Raw genomic sequence first — 21462 nt, forward strand, 5'->3', positions numbered from 1 at the left:
GCCGACGCCGTGCGCACAGGGCACGGCGCCGGCCCGGCCGCGGGAACTACCGGCAGCTGTCAATCCACGTCATGCTCGAGGCCACCGTCTTCGGCTCGACCTCGAACATCAGCATCACCCCGACGACGTCCTCCAGCGCGAACGGGTCCGTCAGGTACGGCGCCAGCACCGAGGCGTCCACGTCGAAGGACGTGAAGGGCGACAGCCCGTTGCCCAGCCGGAGGTTGGTCCAGCTGCGGAAGTGGGTGATGGCGTCCTCCCGCATGCCGTAGAGCGTCGTCACGCCGTCGCCCAGCCACGCGGGGTTCTGGTGCCGGTAGACGACGGGCCCTCGCTGCGTGGGGAAGGTCATCTGGCTCTGCGCCCATGCCGGGAGGATGATTTCGCCGTTGTTCCACGTCTCCTCGTTCGGCAGGGCCTGGTGGACGAAGTAGAGGCTGAAGTTGCGGATGACCGGCGTGCCCCGGTTGCACAGCAGCTTCGCGCTGCCACCCGACTTCGAGTACAGGTCCTCCGGCAGCACGGTGAAGCGGACCCGTCCCAGTGACGGGTCCAACAGCTGCCGCCACGCGGTGACGACGCGCTCGCTCGTCTCCGGCAGGTCCACGCCCGGCGGCGGCACGCTGTAGGTGGGCTGCACCTTCCCCGGCCGCGGGAAGTAGACGGCCGCCACGGGGAAGGCGCCCGTGGAGGTGTTGGACTGCCGCCACGCGTCGTCCAGCAGCGGGTGCAGCGCGTTCACCACCCGCAGCAGCGTGCGGGACTGGTCCAGCGGGGACGCCGTCCAGCTCGTGGTCAGCAGCGCATCCACGTCCGCGGAGTGGGTGCCCATCAGGCTGCCCACCACCTCCGGGTAGCGCAGGGAGACGATGGGGAAGATTTCCTGGTTGAGCAGCGCCATCAGGTTCTGGAGCGGGAACTCCAGGTAGTGGGCCTGCACGGTGGCCAGCCGCCAGCGCGTCATGAGCTGGCGCAGGTGGGACTGGGCCGCGTTGCGCGCCACCTCGTCCGTCAGGGCCTGGAGCTCCATGCGCGCCAGCCCCTGCTCCCGGCGCAGGGCGTCAATCTCCGCCCGCCGCTCCAGCGTGGTGAGGAAGTGCTCCAGCCACGCGCTGAAGGCGCTCATCACCGACGGCGGATAGCTGGACACGTCGCACTGGCAGGCGTCCTGCAACTGGCTGTAGGCCTCCGTGCGCAGCGTGGCCAGGTCCTGCGGCGTCAGCCGCCCCTTCTGCAGCAGGGGCGCGGACTGGTCGGCCAGCTGCGCGCGCGTCTCCTGGATGGCGGTGAGCAGCTGGGACATGAAGGCGCTCGCGGGCTCGAACTGGCGCAGGGTGACGTGCAGCGTGCGCCCGTACTGCACCACCTGCGTCGGGTCCGTGGGCGGTGCGCAGTCCGCGCGGTCGTTGAGGACCATGAGCAGGTCCACGTCCGTCTGGGGGATGACGGTGGTGCTCGGCTTGCGGACCACGTGCACGTTGAGGATGTCCTCGCGCGTGGCCGCCCCGTCCGAGGTGCTGTCCTTCTTCAACTCCAGCAGCAGCAGGCTGCCCGCGGGGAACTCGGGGAACGGCGTGTTGGGCAGCCGCAGGCCGCCCGCGAAGCTGGCGGAGATGCGCGCGTCCGTGCCCTGCGTGGTGCTGGAGGACTGCCGCCAGGACTGGCTCGTGCCGCTCTCCGTCTTCTCGCACTCCTGCGTGCTGGCGGAGAAGCCGAGCGAGGCCCCCAGGGGCGTCGTGGGAATGGTGCCGTAGGACAGGTTCGCCGAGAAGCCGTAGCAGGAGGTGTTGGAGTGGGAGTGCGACGAGTACTGGGCGTTGTCGAAGACGGACGCGTTCTGCCGGCCGACGAAGCTGTTCGACTCGATGCGCAGCACGTACCCCTCCGGACCGATGAGCGCGTCGCCGATGGAGATGTTGCTGTTCGTCACGCTCCCCACGGGACGCAGCCCCGTGTACGAGCGCAGCGCGCAGGTGGGCGAGTACACGTCGGAGTCGGGCACCTGGACGGTGATGATGTCCCTGGCCCGCGCGCTCGCGCGCCAGACATTCGTGTTGGGCGCGACGTGGGCCGCGAAGGTGTAGACGTCGTCTGTCGGCTGCGTGTGTCCCAGGACGTAGCGGGCGCTGGCGGCGCTGATGTCCAGCGTGGACGTCCCCCCCGACCTGGGGAGCAGGTGCCCGTCCAGGATGGCGGCCGAGGACGCCGCCGTGTACGACGCCATGAAGCGCGCCCAGCGGGCATCCGCCGTGCCCACCAGGTAGCGCAGCGCGGACAGGTCATCGCTGGCCTTGGAGAAGCGCTCCAGCTCCACCTGCAGCCTGGCGTTGAGGGTGGCGGTGAGCGACGCGTTCTGCGCCTCCGCCAGCAGGTCGGCGACGAGCTGCGTGCGCTGGGTGGCGTAGCCGTCCACCTGCGCCTGGAGCGCGGTGGCCTTCGCCGGCAGGGCGTTGATGGCGGCCTGCTGGTAGGCCAGGTGCATGCCCTGGTGGAGCTCGCGCCGCTCCTGCGCCTCGATGAGGCCCGTGGCCGCGTAGTTGCGCGTGCGCTCGCGCGCCATGCGCACCACGGAGGCCAGGTTGCGCAGCGGGGCGGAGAGCGCGTCCACCGGCTGCGTGACGAGCTGCTCCTCCAGGAGCACCCTGGCCGCGGTGACGTCGGCGGGGGCGGGCCTGCCCGCGGCGTCGGCCACCGCGCGGGCGAGGACGAGGTAGTTCATGCGCAGCTGCTCGAACACCGTGTGCCAGCGCGGGTCCACCTGGGTGGCCCCGTCCACCGCCGTCACCAGCGCGGCGCCGTCAGGCAGCGCGCTCAACACCGCCCATGTCTGGGCCACGCTGCTCGTCGTGCCCAGGGCGTTGCAGTCCTTCAGGCGGCAGGCCAGGTCATGCGCCGCGCCCGAGAAGCGCAGCTTCAGCGTGGCCGTCTGGAGCGCGTCGCTGAGCACGAGCGCGAGCGGCGCTGAGGTCAGCGGCTGGGCGTCCGAGGGGAGCGCGGCCAGGAGGACCTCCTGGTCCGCCTCCAGGTGGGAGCGGGTGAGCCGCTCCTCGAAGTCGGAGGGCAGCGTCGTCTGCCCGGCGCCGGTGAGCACCAGCCGGTTGGAATAGACGCCCTCCCAGAACGCCTTGACGAGCAGGTGGGTGTCGCCCCAGAAGGCCTCGCCGGGAGGCAGGGTGGCGGGCTCGAGCGCGCGGCCCGCGGCGTACCAGCGCTGCAGCCCCCGCAACCGGGCGCGCAGGGCGGTGTCCGCCGCGCTGCCCACGCCGGGCAGCGCCGCCTGGAAGGCGCGCTCCAGCAGCGGCTTGAGCATGTCGCGCACCGGGCCCTCGTAGAGGCTGCCGGCCGCGGGGACGAGCCGCGCCTGCTCGGCGAGGCCACCGCACAGGTCCAGCGCGGCGGAGGCCCGCTCGACGGACACGTGGTTGCCCCGGGCGAGCACCCGGCACAGCGCCAGCGTGTTGTTCAGCGCATCTGTCGCCGCGCTCGTGCCGTACGGCACCGGCGGGGTCTGCTCGCTCGTGCAGGCGTCCACGCCGAGCAGCGCGTTGTCGACGAAGGACAGGCTCAGCGAGGTGTTGGTGAAGTACTCCCCCTTGAAGCCCCGCCGGGCCAGGTCGGGCTGGGAGGGGTCATCCGCCCTCGGCGGGTACACGTCCGTGGGGAACAGCTGCATCCAGTTCGTCTCGTCCCACATGAAGAACGTGGCCGTCGCCGTCCCGGTGTCCTCCATGTAGTCGATGCTGACGGGCAGGTACTGTCCCTCGACGAAGTAGTCGAGGGGCGTCTGGATGATGCCCTCGGAGAGGGTGCCCCAGCGGTCCGCCGTCAGGTGCGCCACCTGCATGCGGGCGCCGTCATCCGTATTCACCCCGAAGGCCCACTCGCTCGTGTTGGGGACGCGCACGAAGCCCGTCCAGCGCAGGGAGAAGCCATTCACGTCCACGCCCTGCGCTGGCCCGCCCTGCGCCCAGTAGTAGTCCGGGCGCGTGTCCAGCCGCACGAAGCGGTTGGAGGACAGGCGCTGGCTCGCGGTGCGCGGCTGGTAGAGCCGGAGGATTTCCTGGAGCTGGGCGGAGGTGAGCTGGTCGCCGTGCCGCTCCGCCAGCAACTTCAGGTCCGTGACGAGCTGGTTGTAGAGCGCGACGCGGTTCACGCTGAGCGGCAGGGCGTCCTGCTCCAGCATCTGGAGGTACTTCATCTCCCGCGCGTAGCGGGCCTGGGGCTGGCTGGGGGAGATGTCATCGCCGGTGGTGCACTCGAAGGAGGCCATGGCGGACGTGCGGGTGTCCGCCTTGGTATGCACGGCGGTGAGCCCGTTCGGCGTCAGGCCCGGCTGGGAATACTGGAGCCCACGCTCCGACAGCCGGAGATCCTCACCGACGTAGTCGAGGTTGACGTTGCCGTCGCAGGTGGCGGGGTCCGCCTCCAGCGGGTTTCCCGTGGCGCGGCAGGCCTTGTAGACGGGGTTGCAGAGGTAGTCCTCGGAGCGCTCCCGGCAGGTCGGGTCGCTCGTGCCCTCGCGCTCGTTGTAGCGCTTCACGACGTTGTAGAGCGTGGTGGTGGCGGGCTGGGTGAAGGAGCGCGTCGTGTAGCAGGTGGTGCCCTCTCCATCGTCGTAGCAGTCCGGGTAGGACTTGGGGCCGAACGACATGGTGCCGGTCGTCACGGTGTAGGTGATGGGCGTGTCCGGGTGCTGCCAGCCGGCGCCGATTTCCGCGTCCCGCCGCTGCTGTGCGACCTGCGCGGCCGTCAGGGAATAGTTGGTGAAGGTCTGGGTGGTGCAGCGCCTGTAGCCAGGGCATTCCTGCACCGAGAGCTCGCTGCCGTGCAGCGTCGCCGAAGCCGTCTTCTCCGCTGGCGTGTAGTACGCCTCCACACCGAACGCCTGGCGCCGGCAATACCAGCGCTTGCAGACATCGGCGTAGTGGCTGAGGCCGCACGCCGTGGCGGACGCGACGGTGGGACACTTGTTGCGGAACACCCACGGTCCCCGGCAGACCTGGTTCATCTTGTCCGCCACCGGCTCGGCGAAGCGCTCCGGCCGGCAGCTGGCCTCGTCCACCGCGGCCTGCTGCTCCCCCAGCCCATCCCCGCGCCCCGCCCCCTCCTCGACTCCGCAAGCTCCGAGGACGGCCATGGCCAGCGCCAATCCCAGACTTCGACACACGATTCCTCGCACGACCGCTCCTGGAGGCTCGCGGCACCGCCCCGGCAAGCGGCGCCGCACTCCACCCCTCGATGACAGCTTCGTTGGAACTCTCGACGAGCGACGGTTCCCTGTCCCGGCGCTCGGACGTATACGAGCGGGACCGGAAATCCTGGCTATCGGTAGAGTGCCCCGAGAGGGCCCGCTCAGGCGGGGGGGGCGTCGCCGGGCGCGGAGGCGATGGCGTCCTCTCGGGCGGGGGCGGGGACGGACACGGGGTGGGAGCGCCCGGCGAGGAGGTGGTCGGCGAAGCGGTCCGCGAGCGCGGCGATGGTGAGGCTGGGGTTGGGCCCGGTGGGCCCGGGCATGACGGAGCCGTCCGCCACGTACAGGCCGGGGTGGCCGAAGGCCTGGCCGTTCGCATCCACCACGCCCTCCTCGGGGGCGCCGCCCATGGGGCAGCCGCCGAGCGGGTGCACGGTGATGACGCGGCTCAGGTAGCCCAGCGGGTTGTGCACCAGCTTCCCCTCCAGCGCGTCGGCGATTTCGCGCATGGACTCGCGCACGCGGCGGAAGTACTCGCTGGAGGCCTTCATCCGCCAGTCGATGTCCAGCATCCCGTCGTCCGTCAGGCGCATGTTGCCGTCGGGGATGTCCCGGCCCATGGCCAGCAGCGGCAGGGACGTGGCCGAGCCGGTGCAGTCGCCCATCACCTGCGCAATCTCCTCGCTGACGTCCGAGTCGCGGGTGAACCCCAGCCAGCCCTTGGCGATGCGGCCCGCCAGGCGCGCGCCGCGCTTGAGGAACGAAATCTGGTGGGCGCCCTCGTACAGCCAGTTGAGGAACTCCGGGAAGCCGGCATCCTCCACGTAGTAGCCGCGCCCGGTGCCCCCCTCCTCCTCGCCCCGGAAGTGGAGGGCGCTGGTGATGACGGGCCCCCGTCCCCCGTCCAGCACGCGCGGCAGCGGCGTGCCGGAGCTGCTGTCCCTGCACCGGAGCAGGAAGCCGAGCAGGTCCCCGTTGCCGCAGAAGCGCGTGCCGAGCTGCGCGCTGAGGGCCGGGAAGTGCCGCCGGTTCTTCATCAACAGGTAGGTGGTGCCGAAGGTGCCCGCGGACAGCACCAGCCGGTCCGCGGTGAGCGTCACGCGGGGCAGCAGCTCGGAGGAGACCTCCAGCGGCTCGCCCTCGCGCGCCTCCGAGTGGTCCACGTACTGCACGACATAGCCGCCGTGCTCCCCGGGCCAGAACTCCTTCACCTCGGTGAGCGTGCGCAGCTCCGCGCCCTGGAGCTTCGCGGCGGACAGGTACGTGTAGTCGAGCGTGTTCTTGCTGCCGTAGTTGCAGCCGATGTCACACTCCCCGCACAGCCGGCAGGTGGTGCGCGTGCGGCCATGGAGGTTGGGGTGCTCCTCGCGGATGGGCTCGCCCGGCACGGGCGGCTCGCCGGGGTTGCCGAAGGTGACGGCCAGCGGAGGCAGCTGCCAGTCCGCGCCGCGGCCCAGCCGCTCGGCGGCGAGCTTCATGGCGAGCGTCTTGGCGGTGGACGCGTAGGGCGGATGCTCCAGCGGGTAGCGCTGGACGTTCATCATCCGCTCCACGACGTCGTAGTGCGGGTCCAAATCCTCACGGGTGACGGGCCAGGACTCGTAGCCGCCGTCGCGCAGGTCCTCGTGGACGAAGGTCTTCTCGTCCTTGCGCAACAGCACGTTGGCGTAGATGAGCGAGCCTCCGCCCAGCCCGGACGACACCACGCCGCCCAGCCCCCGGAAGGACCAGAGGTTGAACATGCCGTACATGCCCTCGCTCGGGTCCCAGAAGTTGCGGCGCATCCCATAGGGGCTGCGCGGGAAGGAGCCGGGCGGATACGCCTTGCCCCGCTCCAGCACGCAGACCCGCAGGCCGGCCTCCGCCAGCCGCCAGGCCATCACCGAGCCGCCGAAGCCGGAGCCCACGATGATGACGTCGTAGTGCGTATTGCCAGCGTCCATGGTGTCCCCTCCTCACACGCTCGCCGTCGGCTCCTGCCCGCGCTCGGCGTCCTCGGGGGCCCGCTCGGGCTCCTCCTTGCGCGCGCGCGGCGCGTAGAGGTCCCAGAGGGTGCCCAGGAAGAGCTTTCCGAAGCGGCCCACGGCCTCGAGCCCCTCGGTGCCCTCGCGGGCCGAGCGCATGCTGGCGATGAGCTTGAGCAGCTGCCCCACGCCGAGCTTCAGCACGCCGGCGCCCACCACGGGGCCGCGTGCGTCCGGGCCCTCGTGGAGCTGCGAGTACAGGCGGGTGGTGTCCCTCCACAGGTCCGGGCCGCGGTCGTCGTGGATGGTCTTCGTGCCCTCCAGGTAGTACTCCTTCCCGTTGGCGTCGAAGCGCAGGCCGTACGTCATCAGGCGCGTGTTCGGGTCATCGCCGGAGCGGAAGAGGTTGAAGGAGCCCTGGCGCACGGGCAGGTCCTCGCCGAAGGGCGGATAGCTGACGTGGGCCACCAGGCGGGCGGCGTGGGTGACGTCGCTGACGAAGGCGTCCATGTCATCCACGCTGATGGTGCAGTGCATGGTGAAGGCGGTGTCCCTGCCCTGGTGGGCGCCGGCCACGGGGTCGGTAACGCCGAGGGCCAGGGGGCCGGACATGGTTTCGCGGAAGGTCAGGTCGGGAGCGGGTTCGGTCATCTGCGTCATCTCCGGGGTGAGGGGGAGGCCCCGGTCGCCGGCCACCGCGAGGTAGCGCCAGGCGTCCGAGTAGCCCATGTCGATGAGCGAGGCGGCGGTGATGTGCCCCGCGTAGAAGTCCGGGTCCAGCGGCAGCGGGCGCTCGGGCTTGATGAGGTGGACGGCGATGGGCTCGCGGTGCCCCATCACCTCCTCGCCCGCGCGGATGCGCGCGTTGAGGTCCTCGATTTGCGCCAGCTGGGCGAAGAGGGCGCCGTTGGCGCTCATCTCAATCATGTGGACGTACTGACGGAAGACGCCGCGCTCGTACGCGGGCGTGTTGCCGATGCACCACAGCACCCACAGCTCGTCCGCGCCCCGGCGCACGGCCTCCAGCAGGTTGGCATCCTGAATCCACACCGAGTCCGTGTAGATGGCGCCGGCCCTGCGCACGGGCGGCATGAAGATGGGCAGGGAGATGCCCGCCACGAGCAGGTCTCGGTCCACGTGCGTGTGGGGGATGACCTCGTTCGTCTTCCGGGTGAACTCGCAGACGTTGAAGGTGCCTTCCATTCCCTCGTGCGCGCGGATGGCGTCCACGTCGATGCCCAGGTGCGGGAAGACGTGCTGGACGATGCCGTCCGCGTCGCCCATGGCCTCCATCTTCCAGGCGCGCAGGTACTGCTCCGGCGAGACGAAGGACACGAAGTCCTTCACCCGGAGCGTCCGCCACCGCTCACACATCTGCGCCGGAGACAGGCCGGACAGCAGCATCGCCAGGTTGATGATGCCGCCCGACGTGCCGTCGCCATGCTGGAAGGTGAGCCCCGCATCCGACAGCGCGCGCAGGACGCCGGCCTGCCAGGCCACGCGCATGCCGCCACCCGCGAGGATGAGCGAGCGCTTCCGCCCGCTCGCGGTGAAGGGGGGCACCGGCCGCGCATCCATCATGGGCGCGCCCGCCACCACCGTCGCCGCCCGCGCTTCTCCGGAAGGAGGCTCGCCCGCCATCACCGATGTCGGCCGTGCTTCTCCGGACGCGTGCGTGCCCGTCATCACCGCCGGAGGGGCGTCCGCCATCGTCGGCCCGGGCCGTGTCGGGCCGGACGGAGGCACCTCCGCCATCGAAGCGCCGGGCATCCCCGGCACCGGCCGGGGCCGGCCGGAGGGTGGCATGCCCACTCCGGGAGCGCACATCCCGAGCGGCTCGGTCACGGCCCCGCTCGCGGTGAGCGCCCCGGTGCGGCCGGCCACGGAGGCCCGCTGCTCGCGGCGCAGGAAGGCGAGGTAGCCCAGCACCACCACGCCGGACAGCAAATCGAACACGGCCACGGTGAGCGCGAGCGGAGAGAAGACGCCCCGCAGCACGCCCAGCGACACCGCGCCGAAGGCGGCCAGCTTCTGCACACCGCCCCACAGCACGGCCACGCCATTCTCGCGCGGGGACTTCATGCCATGGAGCAGCAGCCCGCCGAACAGCACCATGAACATGCCTTCGATGCCGAAGGTGTGACGGCTGGTCGGGTCCGTCCCCGCGTCGAGGAACGCGAGCAGCATGCCGGGCATGACAATCATCCCCGCGCCGCTGACGATGGTGACCCACGCGATGGCCTGGATGACCCATCGCCACTGTCGCTCATGGGCCTGGAGCCAGCGCGCGCTCATGGCAGGGCCTCCACGGGCCCGCGCCCGCCTCGGACCTCACGTGCGGGTGTGACGGCGCGCGGCCTTGCCGTCACCCGCCGCTCCAGCGTCAGGAGCTTGTGGGCGAAGTAGCCCATCATCGCCAGCCACTCCGCGGTCCAGATGGCCACGCGCAGGCGGCTCAGCGCCATCCAGTCGCGGAGGACCTCGCGCAGGCGGTCCGGGTCGGTGATGCCCTCGGCCATCTCCCGGTTGTAGGGGAAGATGAGGTTGCGGGTGACGAGCCCGGCGGCCAGCACGCCCACGAAGACGATGAGCGGATACCAGCGCAGCGCGGTGCGGCGCTCGTACCAGAACAGCACCACTGCCGAGGCCAGCATCACGAAGGTGACGGCGGTGAGCACGCGCGTGGCCACGGCGAGCTGGGGGACGAACTGCATCCAGTAGTTGTCCACCGTGAGCATGGGCGCGACGGAGAACGAGAACAGCACCAGCGACCAGCCCGTCCCCAGGTACAGCGACGCGCCCAGGAACAGCAGCGCGGCGTTGAACAGGTGGAGCCCCTGCCGGCTCATGGGTGCGCCTCCTGCTCGGACGCGTGCGGATGGGTGACCTCCTCCACCAGCTCCTGCTCCATGGTGAGCAGCTCCCCCTCGGGCGCGGTGCGCGCCGCTGGAGCCTCGCCCGGAGGCGGCATGGGCGTCTGGCCCTGGCCCAGGTGGAAGACGCTCTCCAGTCCCTCGGGGTATGTGTCGGCGGGCAGCGAGGGCTGACTGAGGAACCACGCCTCGAAGTGGTCGTCGAGCACACCGCTCGTCTTGGGGAAGAAGCCGGTGAACAGGGGCCGGGACGAGATGCCCAGGTCCTTCAGCGGCTGCACGCGCGGATGGTCGCCCAGCTCGAGCCGCGCCCGTGCGCGCCGGCCCAGCCGGAAGCCGAGCCTGCCCCGGAAGTAGATGTAGCTCTTCATCAACATGCCGCGGAACGCGCAGTAGTTGGCCGCTGCCATGCGCAGGGGCAGCCACGCGTGTTTCGGGCGCTCGATTTCGATGCGCACCGCGCGCTTGCCGCCCTCGTCGTAGCGGCTGCTCACCGTGCCGTCCTCGATTCGGAAGTCCAGGTTGCCCAGGTGCTTGGGCATGCCCCAGATGCCCTTGCCGCCCTTGACGGAGACCTCGGTGTTCACCGGCAGGTCGACGACGTACTGCCCCAGTCCGTACTTCTTCTGGAAGAGGACGGGCAGCAGCGGGGGCGCACGGCGGGGCCCGAAGGTACAGGCGATGGCGATGCTGAACTCGATGTACGCGCCGATGTCGGTGGTGCGGTAGTCGATGACGGTAATCATCAGCACGCCCTTGTTGCGGCTGATGCGCAGCGGGTGCAGCTCGTCGCCGGGCAGCAGCCGGGCGGCCTTCTGTGCGTCGATGGGGAAGGCGGCCATCAGGGCCGGGGAATCCTTCGAGTTGATGGGCAGCTCATAGGGAATGCCATCGACGCGCGAGAAGCGGCCGGTCTGCGTGTCGATGCGCTTGGGATGGCGGAACATGGAGGGGCTCCATCACACCGGCTTGTCGAGCTCGGCGAGGATGAGGGGGAAGACATCGCGGGAGGCGTCCTGGCCCATGAACATGTCCAGGTGGCCGTAGTCGGGGACGACGTGCAGCGAGTGGTAGCCGGGGCGGAAGCGCTCCAGGTGCTCGAAGCTGCGGCGCTGGCTCTCCGGCAGGAAGCAGTGGTTCTGCTCACCGGCGAGGAAGACCCAGCGCGCATCCGTCTGGGGCTCGCGCTCGGCGAGGTCCTCGGGGAGCGAGGGGAAGTCCTCCACGGGCAGCAGGTGCCCGGCGCGCACGCACTGGCCCATCTGCAGGAAGAAGGTGAGAGGGACCTTGGCGAACTCGTGCTGGAGCCAGTCGTGTGTCTCGGGGTTGAGGTTCTCGTGGCGCCAGAGCACGGGGAAGCCGACGCCGTAGGTGAAGCTGGACCAGCGGCAGACGAGGTTGTCGCACTCGTGGTGGATGGCTCGGACGAGCAGGTTGAGGGCCTTGGCCGTGAGCGTGGGGGCGCCGAAGCTCCACTGGGGGTCCAGGTAGTCGGTGAGCCGGGCCACGGGAGGGACGGCGAACTTCAGCTTCAGCTCCGCGGCGTGGGAGACCACCGGGTGCAGCGACACGGCGTTGGTGATGATGACGTCCACCTGGGGCAGCAGGCCGGCGACGGCGGACATGGCGAAGCTGGTGGAGCCCTGGCAGTGGATGATGGCCTTGACGGTGTCGTGGCCCGTCTCGCGCACGACGGTGCGGATGGCGGCGGGGTGGTCATGGACGGCCGCCTGGTCGAGCGTCCACTCGCTGGGCTCCACGTCGATGCTGGCGCGCCAGTTCTCCAGCCACACGTCGTAGCCGTCGTCGATGAGGGCGTCGACCAGCGTCTGGCGGACGGGGGCGCGGAAGATGTTGGCGCGGACTCCGGCGCCGTGCACGAGGACCACCGGTCCCTTGGGTGCCTCCTGTTCGCCGTGGACGTGGATGAGGTTGAGTGCTCGCCCATCACCCGCGAGGAACGGGACGACCTCTTCGTGGCGCGGCGAGCTGGCGGGTTCGACGAACATCGGGCAGACCTCCCATCTCGTTCGAGTGGGAGCCGCGCGGATGTGACGCCGTGACGGAAGGCCGTGCTCGCCTGCCCTCTGAGGGGCTCAGCGCGTGGGCAGCTCGCGGAAGGTGATGCCGTCCAATTCGAGGCGGCGCACGGCCTCCATGAACCGCTCGGTACCGACAATCATCGTGGCGAAGTTGCCCACCCGGAACAGGTCCACGTCCGTGGGCAGGGAGGCGGCGTCGAGGATGGGGTCATCTGGACGGCTGAAGGCGAGCCAGCCACAGGTGACACATGGCGGAGGCAGGTCTTTCGGGAGACAGTCCGGATGAAGCTGGCCGCGAGGTTCCATCTGGGGCTCCAGCAGTTCCGGTGGGTCCCGCTTTCGGAACCTCAGCTCTGTCCTGCAGCCGAGCAGCCCTCGCACACCTTCGGCTTGCAGGCGCTCCAGCGCTTCGCGACGCATCAGCAACTGCGAAGACCCAAGCCAGGTGAACGGACCAAAGCTTCCACGGGCTGTCCCCACCAGCGGCCCGAAATGCGTACCGGGTGGCAGCTCGGCATTTGGGGGCGCCAATGGGCGCACCAATTCTCGGAGCCGCGAGAACTCGGGAAATGGTTCGGGCCTGGCCGTCTCGAACGCACTCCGCTCCGGGAGCTGGGACAGGTCCACGCCCGGATAGTCGTGTCCTGCGTCTCCCCATGTGGCACCACAGGTGGAGCACTCCACCCCGGGCAGCCCCCATTTGTGCGCGGCATCGAAGTCCCCGCTGTACCGGGCAGTTGCCGCCTTGTCCTCACGGAGCCAGAAAAACCGGGTCATCAGTCCCAAGCCCTCAGCCTGAATGAGCGTTGTACTTCTGAACGGGGCCACCCAGGAGCTGGAAGCGATAGATGAGCTCACCGGCGTGCTTGAAGATTTCCTCCCGGGTCGCCCGCCTGTTCGCTTCCCTGAACTCACGCCAGGCGTTGTTCCACGCGCCTCCACGGTCTCCACCTCGGTGAATACGGAGGTGGACGTCACGCGGAATGGGCAGGGTGTAGTCGTGGAGCCTGACGCCTCTCTCCGCGAACCACTTCGCCAGATCCTGAGCCTGAGGAAAGATGTGGTGCTTCTCAATGCGGCCAGCGGGGAGCTGGAGCTGCGGCGGAATGGGCCGGGGCTCTGGATGCCAGGGGATGACGAAGACCGGCTCTCCACCGCCGGGGAGCTTCATCCCGCTTCCCCAGTTGCGCCGGGGGCCACTGCCGGGTGCCGCCGCAGCCGCTGGTGGACGCGCGGGAGGAAAGCGCGCCAGCAGCACCTCCCCAGGCACGTCTTCGCAGCGGTAGAAGCCGCAAGCGGCGTCACTGCAGAGCAGCGTGACGCACGCGTCCTCTTCCGCGTGGGCGCACTCCACCTCGGCCTCGTCCCATTTCTGCTGGTAGGGCGGCGCGACGGTTGAACAGGCCAACCAGGACACGGCGAACCACGACAGCCAGACAGCCCGGAGGGGTCGCATCATCCGCAAACCCTAGCATCCTCATTCCGCGGGTCGCTGCTCGCGCAGCCCTTCGCGGAACAGGGCGAACACGGCCTGTCCACAGTGGCCCGCGACATCCACCCGCGCACGGGCCACGCGGACCTCGTAGCGAAGGCCATTCAGCATGAGGGGCACCGTAGCGCCAACACTCGCGGACACCGGCACGGACGATGTGCTCCGGGCCTTTGCAACTTCGAAGCGCAGCCGCACACCCTTGGCCCGGGTCCCCTGCCCCACCTCGCAGCCGGCATCCTCCCAGCGGACCTTCAGCTCCGGGACAAGACCCGCTGGTAACAACACCTCACCTCCCGGCGTCGTGGGTGCGCTCGGCACCGTGAGCAGCAGCAGCCTTCCCTTCTCGTCGCGCAGCGTGTCGCCCGCGAGCAGCACCGGCTCCTCACCGTCACTGGAGAGGCAGCCCGCCGGCTCGCGGTGGCTCACCCACGCCACCGTGCGCCCCTTCAGGTCCGCGAGCACGTCCGGCACCGTGAGGCTGTAGCTCACGCCACCTCGCACCGTGCCCGTTTCGTACTCCAGCACCGAGGCCCACTGGTCTTGATGGCGGTACGCGCCCTGAAGCTGCCTCGCCACCGTGAAACGTCGTTCCAGCCGTGGGCCCGTGCGCCGTCCGGCCGCGTCCTCCGGGTCCTCCTTGAAGGCCACGTTCACCTGCGCTGCGCGCCAGACTTCGTCACAGGGGCCCAACGGGGCCTCTGTGGAAACGAGCCGTGTCCGCTCGACTGTGGGCGCATGCAACACAGCCACGCCCGCGTCCAAAGCAGTGCCCTCTGAGCGTGCCCGGCAACTGACGACGCACAGCACCAGCAGGAAGGTCCCAAACCTCACGGGCACTCGGCGTACAGCACCGTGCCGTCCGCCGACACGTGGAAGTCCCTGCCCTCCACCTGCCCTCGCGACAGCAGTCGCTCCCGCTTGTGGCGCACCGCCTCGCGCCGTGCCTCAGCCGGCCGCTCCACGTGCGGCACGAAGGGCTGGAACCGCGCCGGCCCACCCTTGTCATCCGGCACGTAGCTCGCCAGCAGCGTGCGCCCCTTCACCGGGCCCGTGCCGTCATCCGCGTCACCGTCGTCCGAGAAGTCCAGCGCCAGCGAGCCCCACTCGTTCACATCGCAGTCACACACCGCGCACCCGGGATAGCCGCACCCCAGGAAGCCATCCCTGCACTCGGCGCACTCCGCCTTCGGCGACGTCCCGCACGACGCGCACCCGTTGCTCCCGCGCGAATACGAGTGCCACCCCGAGTTGCTCACCCCCGTGAGCTGGTAGCGGTAGTTCATCACGCTGTCGTGCACCACGCTGTACTGGTTCGCCACGTCGTTGCCGTTGTGGTCCAGCGCCAGGTTGTGCCCCAGCTCGTGGATGAAGGTGCCGCGCTGCTCTCCGGTGCTCGGGCTGCTCCAGCACCCCATGCTGATGATGACGTCGTTGCCCAGCATCTCCGCCCGGCCCGACGAGCACGACGTGCTGCTGCTGTGCTTGTAGGCCCACATCACGTAGTGGAAGTACGGCCGCCGCTCCGGATTCACCGTGGAGAACGCGCTCCCCTTCAGCGTGTAGAAGTCCACCCCACCGCTGCACGCGCCGAAGCAGACCACCTCGTACCAGGGCAGCGTCCCGTCGATGAACGCGTGCAGCCTCACGCCGGAGTCCTGGGCGAACACCGCCGCCGCGTCCGCCACCAGCGCCGGGTATGGCTGCCGCGTCAGGTACGGGTTCGTCGGGTGCTGCATCCAGTCCACCTCCACGTAGACGTCCCGCGCCGTGGGGCTCCCCCACTCGGAGAAGGAGAAGCCGTCGTTGCCGAACAGCTCCAGCCCGTCCGGCACCATGTCCCCGTCCGAGTCCACCTCCTCCGGATTCGTCCCCACCACCGGCTCCAGCGCGTCCGAGAGGCCGTCCTCGTCCCCGTCGTTGTCGTCGAACACCGTGGACCACAGCTCCTCGTCGTGGACGAAGCTCGCCGTGCCCGTGCTGCCCGGGTAGCGGCCCACCACCACGCGCTGGGCGCCGGTGTTCTGCGTGCTCGTCGCCACGACGCGCGGGTACGCCTTGGGCCCGCTGTCGTCATCGAGCTGGAGGAACTCCGTGTTGGAGCGCAGCAGGAAGAGGAGGTGGTCTCCGGCATTGGGCGTCGTGGAGTTGACGCGGAAGGTCTCCTTCGCCTTCCACGAGAAGGCCACGGGCACACCGCCGAAGGGCTGGTTGGCCAGCAGCAGCGTGCCGTTGCGGTACAGGCTCGCCGTACCGCCGCGCCCGTCCGCGTAGGCGCGCACCCAGACGCGGTAGTAGCCCGAGTCCGGCGCGACGAAAGTCACACATGAGCGCGTCCCCCCCGCGCAGTCGTCCCCCACCGCCACCTGGCTCCAGCCGCTCCTGTCGCGCAGCACGTGCAGCACCGTGTCCGGCGACGTGCCCGTCAAGTCGCGCGTCTCGAAGGTGTACGTCTGGCCGGCGTCCAGGTACGTGCTCAGCCAGATGAAGCTGCCCCAGTCGCGCGAGGCCACGTAGTGGGGACCTGCCATCGCCACCACGGGCGCGAGCAGCAACAGCACTCCCAGGCACACCTTCATCGCGACTCCTCCCGGCCGAAGAACCACTCCTTGAAGACTGCCTGCTGGTGCGCCTGCTCCTCGGGAGCCAGGTCCTTCCACTTCACCCGCTCCGCCGCCAGCGCCTGCTGGTAGCGCGCCTCCACCTCCCGCGCGCGGGCGTCCACGGCGGAGGGCTCGGGAGGCGCCGCCAGCTTCGCGGCCAGGTTCAGCGCGGCCAGGTAGCGCCGCTCCTTCTCCGCGCGAGTCTCGGGCGTTGCGTCCATGAAGGCCCGCTCCGTGCGGGCCACGAGCGCCGCCATGTCATCCACCGACTCCTCACGCAGCAGCGCTTCTTCATCGGAAGTCAGCGGCACCAGCGCCGCGAACCGGGCCAGCGCGGGCGACGCGGTCCGCGCGCGAGCCACCTCCACCACCGTTCCCTGACTTCCCGTGGCGAGCTCCACCTGGAGCCGCGGACGGGGCGCATCCTTCGTGGCGTCAGGCGCGGGCGCAGCGTCACGCTGGACCACTGCGGGCGTCGCCGGCGGGGGCGCGGCCACCGTCGCCGAGGCCACCGGCGCGTCCTCCAGCACCCAGCGGGGCACCAGCAGCGGGACTCCGGCCGCTAGCAGCAGGATGCCCAGCACCGCGCCCCCCACCCCTGCCATGTCCACCCGTGCGCGCATGCTTCCCCCGGTCGCTGCCACGCAGCTCTAGCGCCATTTCCGCGTGACTTCAAACCTCCCGCGAGACGAGGGTTCCGTCGGGTGACTCGCACGGCCGCGAGGCCTACACCCGTGGCCCACCGCGCCGAGCGCACCGGGGTGAACACTTGCGCGAGCGCACCAGCACGGCACGCGGACCTTCCGGTCCTTGCACCGCCCCCTCCACGGAACGAAGCGTCCAATGACATCTCCGTCATCGACACCACCACCGGCCGAGTCATCGCCACCCTTCCCGTGGGCAAGCGGCCACGAGGCCCGCGCCTGGGCGCGGATGGGGTGGACGCTCCACGTGGCGGTGAGCGGCTCCACAAGCGACGGCCGGGCCTTCGCAACCCGGTGTGAAGTGCAAGGGCGTTGCGCTTCCTGGCCTGCTCTCCGGGTTGACGTCCTTGGACCGCCAGACCTCCCATGGGCGTCACGGTGAAGCGACACGACTGAAGGACAGAGAGCGTCGTGGGGCCCTCCCGTGCAAGCCCGCGGTGCGGCCAGCCGTGCGGGCCGGGCCCCGTTGGCCCTGGGTTCAATACGCGCCCGTGCGCACGCTCCTCAAGGTTCGAGGGTATCCCCACCAATTCGAGAGGAGACATCATGAAGGCCAAAGGCTTCAGGGGCGCGATGCTGGTCGGTGCGCTGGCTTCGGCGGCGCTCGTGGGTAGCGGATGCAGCGACCACGGGCAGCAGGACAGCGCGGCGGAGCAACAGGACACCAGCATGGAGCAGCAGGGCACGGGCGGCTCGGGCAGCCAGCTGGGTGGGAGCAGCGACACCGAAGGCATTGGCGGCAGTGGCGGCACGACGGGCGGCATGCAGGACGTTGGCAGCAGCGACACCGGTGGAGTCCCGGCCAGCGGCCAGGGCGTCAATGGCGCCTCGGGGAGCGACACCGGCGCGGGTGGAGACACGGGCGGCGCTGGCAGCGGCAGCATGGATTCGACCGGTGGCGGCACGGGCGGCAGCGGAGCCATGCCGTCGGGTAGCGGCGGCTCGGGCACCATGGGTGGCGACACCAGCACGAGCCCCGACACCGCCGGTGGTACGGGTGGCTCGGGCGGTGACTCCATGAACTCCGACAGCAATGCCGCTGGCACCTCGGGCAGCGACACGAGCTCCGGCGGCGGTTCGACGACCCGCTGAGAAGCACGCGGGCGCGCCCGGTGGGCCCCATGCCGCATGCGAGCGCGCATGCGGGCCCACGTCACCGGGGAGGACTCGCTCCACATCGCAGCGCCCCTGTATCCGCTGCGGTGAGGACGGTCAGCCCTCCCGCTTGAGCGCCTCGTTCGGCGCCACGCGCATGGCGGAGACCGCCGGCAGCCAGCTCGCCGCGAGCGCGGTGAATAGCAGCGCCACCGGAGCGCCGACGAAGATGAGCGGGTCATACGTGGACACGCCGTAGAGCATCGCCGCGAGCGCCCGCGCCATCAGCGCCGCGCCCACGAGCCCCACCGCGAGCCCCAGCCCCGTGAGCCGCAGCCCCTGCCCGATGACCAAGCGCAGCAGGCGGCGCGGCGTCGCGCCCAGGGCGCTGCGAATCCCCAGCTCGCGGGTGCGCTGCGCCACCCAGAAGGCGAGGATGCCGTACAGGCCCACCGCGGCCAGCACCACCGCCAGCACCGCGAAGGCGCCGAGCAGCCCGCCCACCACGCGCACCTGGGCGTAGCTCTCCTCCACCACCGTCTCCAGCGGGCGGACCTTCAGCATGCGAAGGCTGGCGTCCGTCGCGCGCAGGCGCTGCTGCAGCAGGGGCATCAGCTGCCCCGTGGGCAGCGTGGACTTCACCGCCACGCTCAGGTTGTGGCGCAGGTCCTGGGCCAGGGGCACGTAGACGTCGCCCGAGGGCACCGTGGACAGTCGCTCCATCGGCACGTCCCCGACGACGCCCACGACCTCGTGGACCTTTCGCGAGCCGTCATCCACCACCTCCAGCTCCAGGCGCGCGCCGACGGCGCTCCGGCCCGGAAGGAAGCGGCGGGCGAAGGCCTCGGTGACGACCACCACGCGCGGGCTGGAGGCTGTGTCCCTCGCGTCCGGGTAGCGCCCCTCCTTCAGCGGGATTCCGAGCGCCGGGAAGTAGCCCCCGGTGACGGGCACATACCCGGCCTGGACCGGCGCGTCGGTGGAAGCGCCTTCACCGACGACGTGGACGCCCGTGGTCTGCCGCCACACGCTCCCAGAGAAGGGCAGGTTGCCCGTGAGGCCCACGGCCTGCACTCCGGGAATCGACTCGAGGTGGGCGATGAGGTTTCGCGCGACGGAGGCCGCGGCGTCTTCTCCCGCGTACTTCTCCAGCGGCAGGAACACCTCCGCCACCGTCACGCCGTGCGCCTGGAAGCCGAGGGGGACGTTCTGGAGCTTCCACACCGTGCGCAGCATGAGCCCCGCGCCCACCAGCGGCACCATCGCCAGCGACAGCTGCACGACGACGAGCACGGAGCGGGTGAAGCCCATCGACGTGACGCGCGTGCCCCGCGCCATCGGGGCAAGCGCCGCCGGCCCCCGAGAGACGTGGAGCGCGGGCAGCAGGCCCACCAGCACCGCCGTCGCGACGGACACCAAGGAGGCCGTCACCAGGACGAAGGGCTCGACGCCCGGCCCGGACATGAGCTGCGGCGGCACGAGCGTGGCCAGCAAATCCCTCCCCCAGAGCGCGATGAGCAGTCCGAGGACGCCCCCGAGCAGCGCCCGGACTCCGCTCTCCACGAGCACCATCCGCGCCAGCTGCATCCGGCTCGCGCCGAGCGCGAGGCGCACCGACATCTCGTGCAAGCGCGAGCTTCCCCGCGCCAGCAGCAGATTGGCGAGGTTGGCGCACCCGAGCAACAGCAGCAGGGCCGCCACCGCGCTCACCACCTGCAGCTGCGTCTGGGACTGCTCCACCCACAGCTGGTGCAGCGGCTCCAGGCTCATCCCCGTGACAGTCACGCCCGGAACGCGCTCGGCGCCCAGGGCGAGCCGGACGAGCTCGGAGCGTCCCTGCTCGGGAGTGGCGCCTTGCTGGAGCCGGCCGAAGACGCGCAGCGCGCTGCCCTGCTCCGTGGCCGGGTCCAGCGCCAGCGGCTTCCAGACCTCCACCTCCGGCTCGAACTGGAAGCTCGCGGGGAGCACACCGACGATGGTGTGGACCGTGTCATCCAGGACGATGCTCCGCCCGAGGACACCGGGGTCCGCCCCGTAGAACCGCTGCCACAGGGAATGCGAGAGCACGGCCTCGCCATCCCGCCCCGGCACCTCCAGCTCCGCGCCCCAGAGCCGCCCCAGCGAGGGCTGCACGCCGAGCATCGGCAGGAGCCCGGCGGAGGCGCGGCCCACCATCAGCCGGTCATCGGCCTCGGTTCCACTGAGAACCTGCCTTCCGCCCCGGAAGCCCTCGATGCGGGAGAAGCTGTGCGCGCCCTCGCGCCAGGCGTTCCACACGGGAAGGGTGACGCGCGTCCTGTCGCGGTGGGGCCCGGCGCCCGCGCCCGGTGTGGTGGTCTGGAAGAGCCGGTAGAGCTGCGACGCTTCCGGGTACGGCAGGGGCCGCCACAGCACCTGGTACACGACGCTGAAGACGGACGTGGTCGCTCCGATGGAGAGCGCCAGCGTGGTGACGACGACCGCGGTGAACACCTTCTCGCGAAACATCGAACGGACCGCGAGCCGGAGTTCCTGGAGGAGTGAGGCCATTCGGGGGAGGTTCGGAAGCGAGCGGGCAGGCAGTGCCGCGGGGACCTGGGAGGGGTCCCCCGGACGTGAGCAACAAGAGTGCCATGGCCCGCTGCTTCAGGATGACACCGCATCCCCGGGTGCGCCGTCCCGGACGGCCAGCAGGCATGCCCGGAAGTGGGAACACGCTGTCCCATTCCCGAGCATGCGCCCCGGGTCCTGGGGCCCGCCGGACGGCGCTTCACGCCCCGGCGCGCGATGCCGATGCGGCGCCGCGCGGCTCGCGCCCTACGCCTGCGGCATCGTGTGCCCCGACATGGCAGCCGCGTTGAGCGGAAGCGGCAGGTTGGCATCCTCGGTGGAGCGCAGGCCCTCGGCGCCAGGAGCCAGCGGCCGCGTGCCGGTGAGCAGCTCACGCGCTCGGGACGCCAGCCACTTCACGCCCTGCAGCGCGTCCTTCACGAGGGCCACGGGGGCCCGGGCCGACAGCAGCGGTGGCCCCTTCAGCGTGCCCTGAGGCGAGTCCTCGGGCATCGGGTTGATGCCCACGCCCAGCTCGTAGACCATCTTCCCGCCGAGCGACGCCGTGTAGAGCGCCAGCCCGCAGGCAGCCAGGCCCAGCACCGTGGTGGTGACGGTGGGCTCACGCTTCAGCCGAACGGCCGTCACGCCCATGGCTCCCAGCAGGATGACGGTGTTGCCAATGCCATGCAGGAAGGTCATGTCCCGGGCGCGCGGCGAATCCATCCGCACCTCCTGGCTGGCGGCCAGTCCCGCGACGCCCGCGAACACGCCGCTCAGCGTCCCCGCCACCCACACCCGCCGGGCCACCTTCGCCCAGGCCCGGTCACCCGTCGTCACCGCGATGAGGTCCGCCACCGCCGCGGTGGGCAGCAATGCCAGCGGCATGTGGACCACCGCGGGGTGCAGCTCGTGCAGCAACATCTCTCTCTTCATCGCCCGCCCTCCTGACTTCGACGCTGAAGGGTAGGC

At 70.5% G+C, this 21462-nt stretch carries 15 protein-coding genes; 2 read left to right on the forward strand and 13 right to left on the reverse strand.

Annotated elements, in window-relative coordinates:
* Positions 1 to 46 precede the first annotated feature (46 nt).
* The 11 genes from ACX9TP_RS43385 to ACX9TP_RS43435 form a co-directional block, all read right to left on the reverse strand.
* On the reverse strand, positions 47 to 5137 hold the full coding sequence (locus ACX9TP_RS43385) for a PA14 domain-containing protein (RefSeq protein ID WP_482976571.1): 5091 nt from the start codon (positions 5135 to 5137) through the stop codon (positions 47 to 49).
* Positions 5138 to 5352: 215 nt separating this feature from the next.
* A complete protein-coding gene (locus tag ACX9TP_RS43390) occupies positions 5353 to 7134 on the reverse strand; it encodes a GMC oxidoreductase (RefSeq protein WP_482976572.1) in 1782 nt (593 codons plus the stop codon).
* Between the two features lie 12 nt (positions 7135 to 7146).
* Positions 7147 to 9450 (reverse strand): patatin-like phospholipase family protein, encoded by a 2304-nt coding sequence (locus ACX9TP_RS43395; RefSeq protein WP_482976573.1) that lies wholly within the window; start codon positions 9448 to 9450, stop codon positions 7147 to 7149.
* Entirely contained in the window at positions 9447 to 10004 is a 558-nt protein-coding gene (locus ACX9TP_RS43400) for a hypothetical protein (protein WP_482976574.1), read from the reverse strand. The genes ACX9TP_RS43395 and ACX9TP_RS43400 overlap by 4 nt, the downstream gene beginning before the upstream one ends.
* Complete coding sequence (locus tag ACX9TP_RS43405) at positions 10001 to 10975, reverse strand: acetoacetate decarboxylase family protein (protein WP_482976575.1); 975 nt, start codon at positions 10973 to 10975, stop codon at positions 10001 to 10003. The genes ACX9TP_RS43400 and ACX9TP_RS43405 overlap by 4 nt, the downstream gene beginning before the upstream one ends.
* Before the next feature lie 12 nt (positions 10976 to 10987).
* Complete coding sequence (locus ACX9TP_RS43410) at positions 10988 to 12037, reverse strand: alpha/beta hydrolase family protein (protein WP_482976576.1); 1050 nt, start codon at positions 12035 to 12037, stop codon at positions 10988 to 10990.
* Between the two features lie 87 nt (positions 12038 to 12124).
* Positions 12125 to 12847: a SitI6 family double-CXXCG motif immunity protein gene (gene sitI6 / locus ACX9TP_RS43415; RefSeq protein WP_482982317.1), complete on the reverse strand. Its 723-nt coding sequence runs from the start codon at positions 12845 to 12847 to the stop codon at positions 12125 to 12127.
* A 13-nt stretch (positions 12848 to 12860) separates the two neighbouring features.
* Positions 12861 to 13526 carry a SitA6 family polymorphic toxin lipoprotein gene (gene sitA6, locus ACX9TP_RS43420; protein WP_482982318.1) on the reverse strand — a complete coding sequence of 222 codons (666 nt, stop codon included), beginning with the start codon at positions 13524 to 13526 and terminating at the stop codon, positions 12861 to 12863.
* Between the two features lie 21 nt (positions 13527 to 13547).
* Positions 13548 to 14210 (reverse strand): hypothetical protein, encoded by a 663-nt coding sequence (locus tag ACX9TP_RS43425; RefSeq protein WP_482976577.1) that lies wholly within the window; start codon positions 14208 to 14210, stop codon positions 13548 to 13550.
* Positions 14211 to 14389: 179 nt separating this feature from the next.
* Positions 14390 to 16138, reverse strand: coding sequence for a hypothetical protein (locus tag ACX9TP_RS43430; RefSeq protein WP_482976578.1), 1749 nt, complete (start codon positions 16136 to 16138; stop codon positions 14390 to 14392).
* A complete protein-coding gene (locus tag ACX9TP_RS43435) occupies positions 16135 to 16785 on the reverse strand; it encodes a hypothetical protein (RefSeq protein WP_482976579.1) in 651 nt (216 codons plus the stop codon). The genes ACX9TP_RS43430 and ACX9TP_RS43435 overlap by 4 nt, the downstream gene beginning before the upstream one ends.
* A gap of 138 nt (positions 16786 to 16923) precedes the next feature.
* Between ACX9TP_RS43435 and ACX9TP_RS43440 the strand changes: the two genes are divergently transcribed.
* Both ACX9TP_RS43440 and ACX9TP_RS43445 read left to right on the forward strand, forming a co-directional pair.
* Complete coding sequence (locus ACX9TP_RS43440) at positions 16924 to 17166, forward strand: hypothetical protein (RefSeq protein ID WP_482982319.1); 243 nt, start codon at positions 16924 to 16926, stop codon at positions 17164 to 17166.
* A 246-nt stretch (positions 17167 to 17412) separates the two neighbouring features.
* Complete coding sequence (locus ACX9TP_RS43445) at positions 17413 to 17958, forward strand: hypothetical protein (protein WP_482976580.1); 546 nt, start codon at positions 17413 to 17415, stop codon at positions 17956 to 17958.
* Positions 17959 to 18078: 120 nt separating this feature from the next.
* On the opposite strand, the gene ACX9TP_RS43450 is transcribed toward ACX9TP_RS43445, so the two are convergent.
* Both ACX9TP_RS43450 and ACX9TP_RS43455 read right to left on the reverse strand, forming a co-directional pair.
* Positions 18079 to 20448, reverse strand: coding sequence for an ABC transporter permease (locus tag ACX9TP_RS43450; protein ID WP_482976581.1), 2370 nt, complete (start codon positions 20446 to 20448; stop codon positions 18079 to 18081).
* A gap of 309 nt (positions 20449 to 20757) precedes the next feature.
* Positions 20758 to 21426 carry a DUF2231 domain-containing protein gene (locus ACX9TP_RS43455; protein ID WP_482976582.1) on the reverse strand — a complete coding sequence of 223 codons (669 nt, stop codon included), beginning with the start codon at positions 21424 to 21426 and terminating at the stop codon, positions 20758 to 20760.
* Positions 21427 to 21462: the final 36 nt, after the last annotated feature.

The organism is Pyxidicoccus sp. M15, assembly GCF_056858435.1.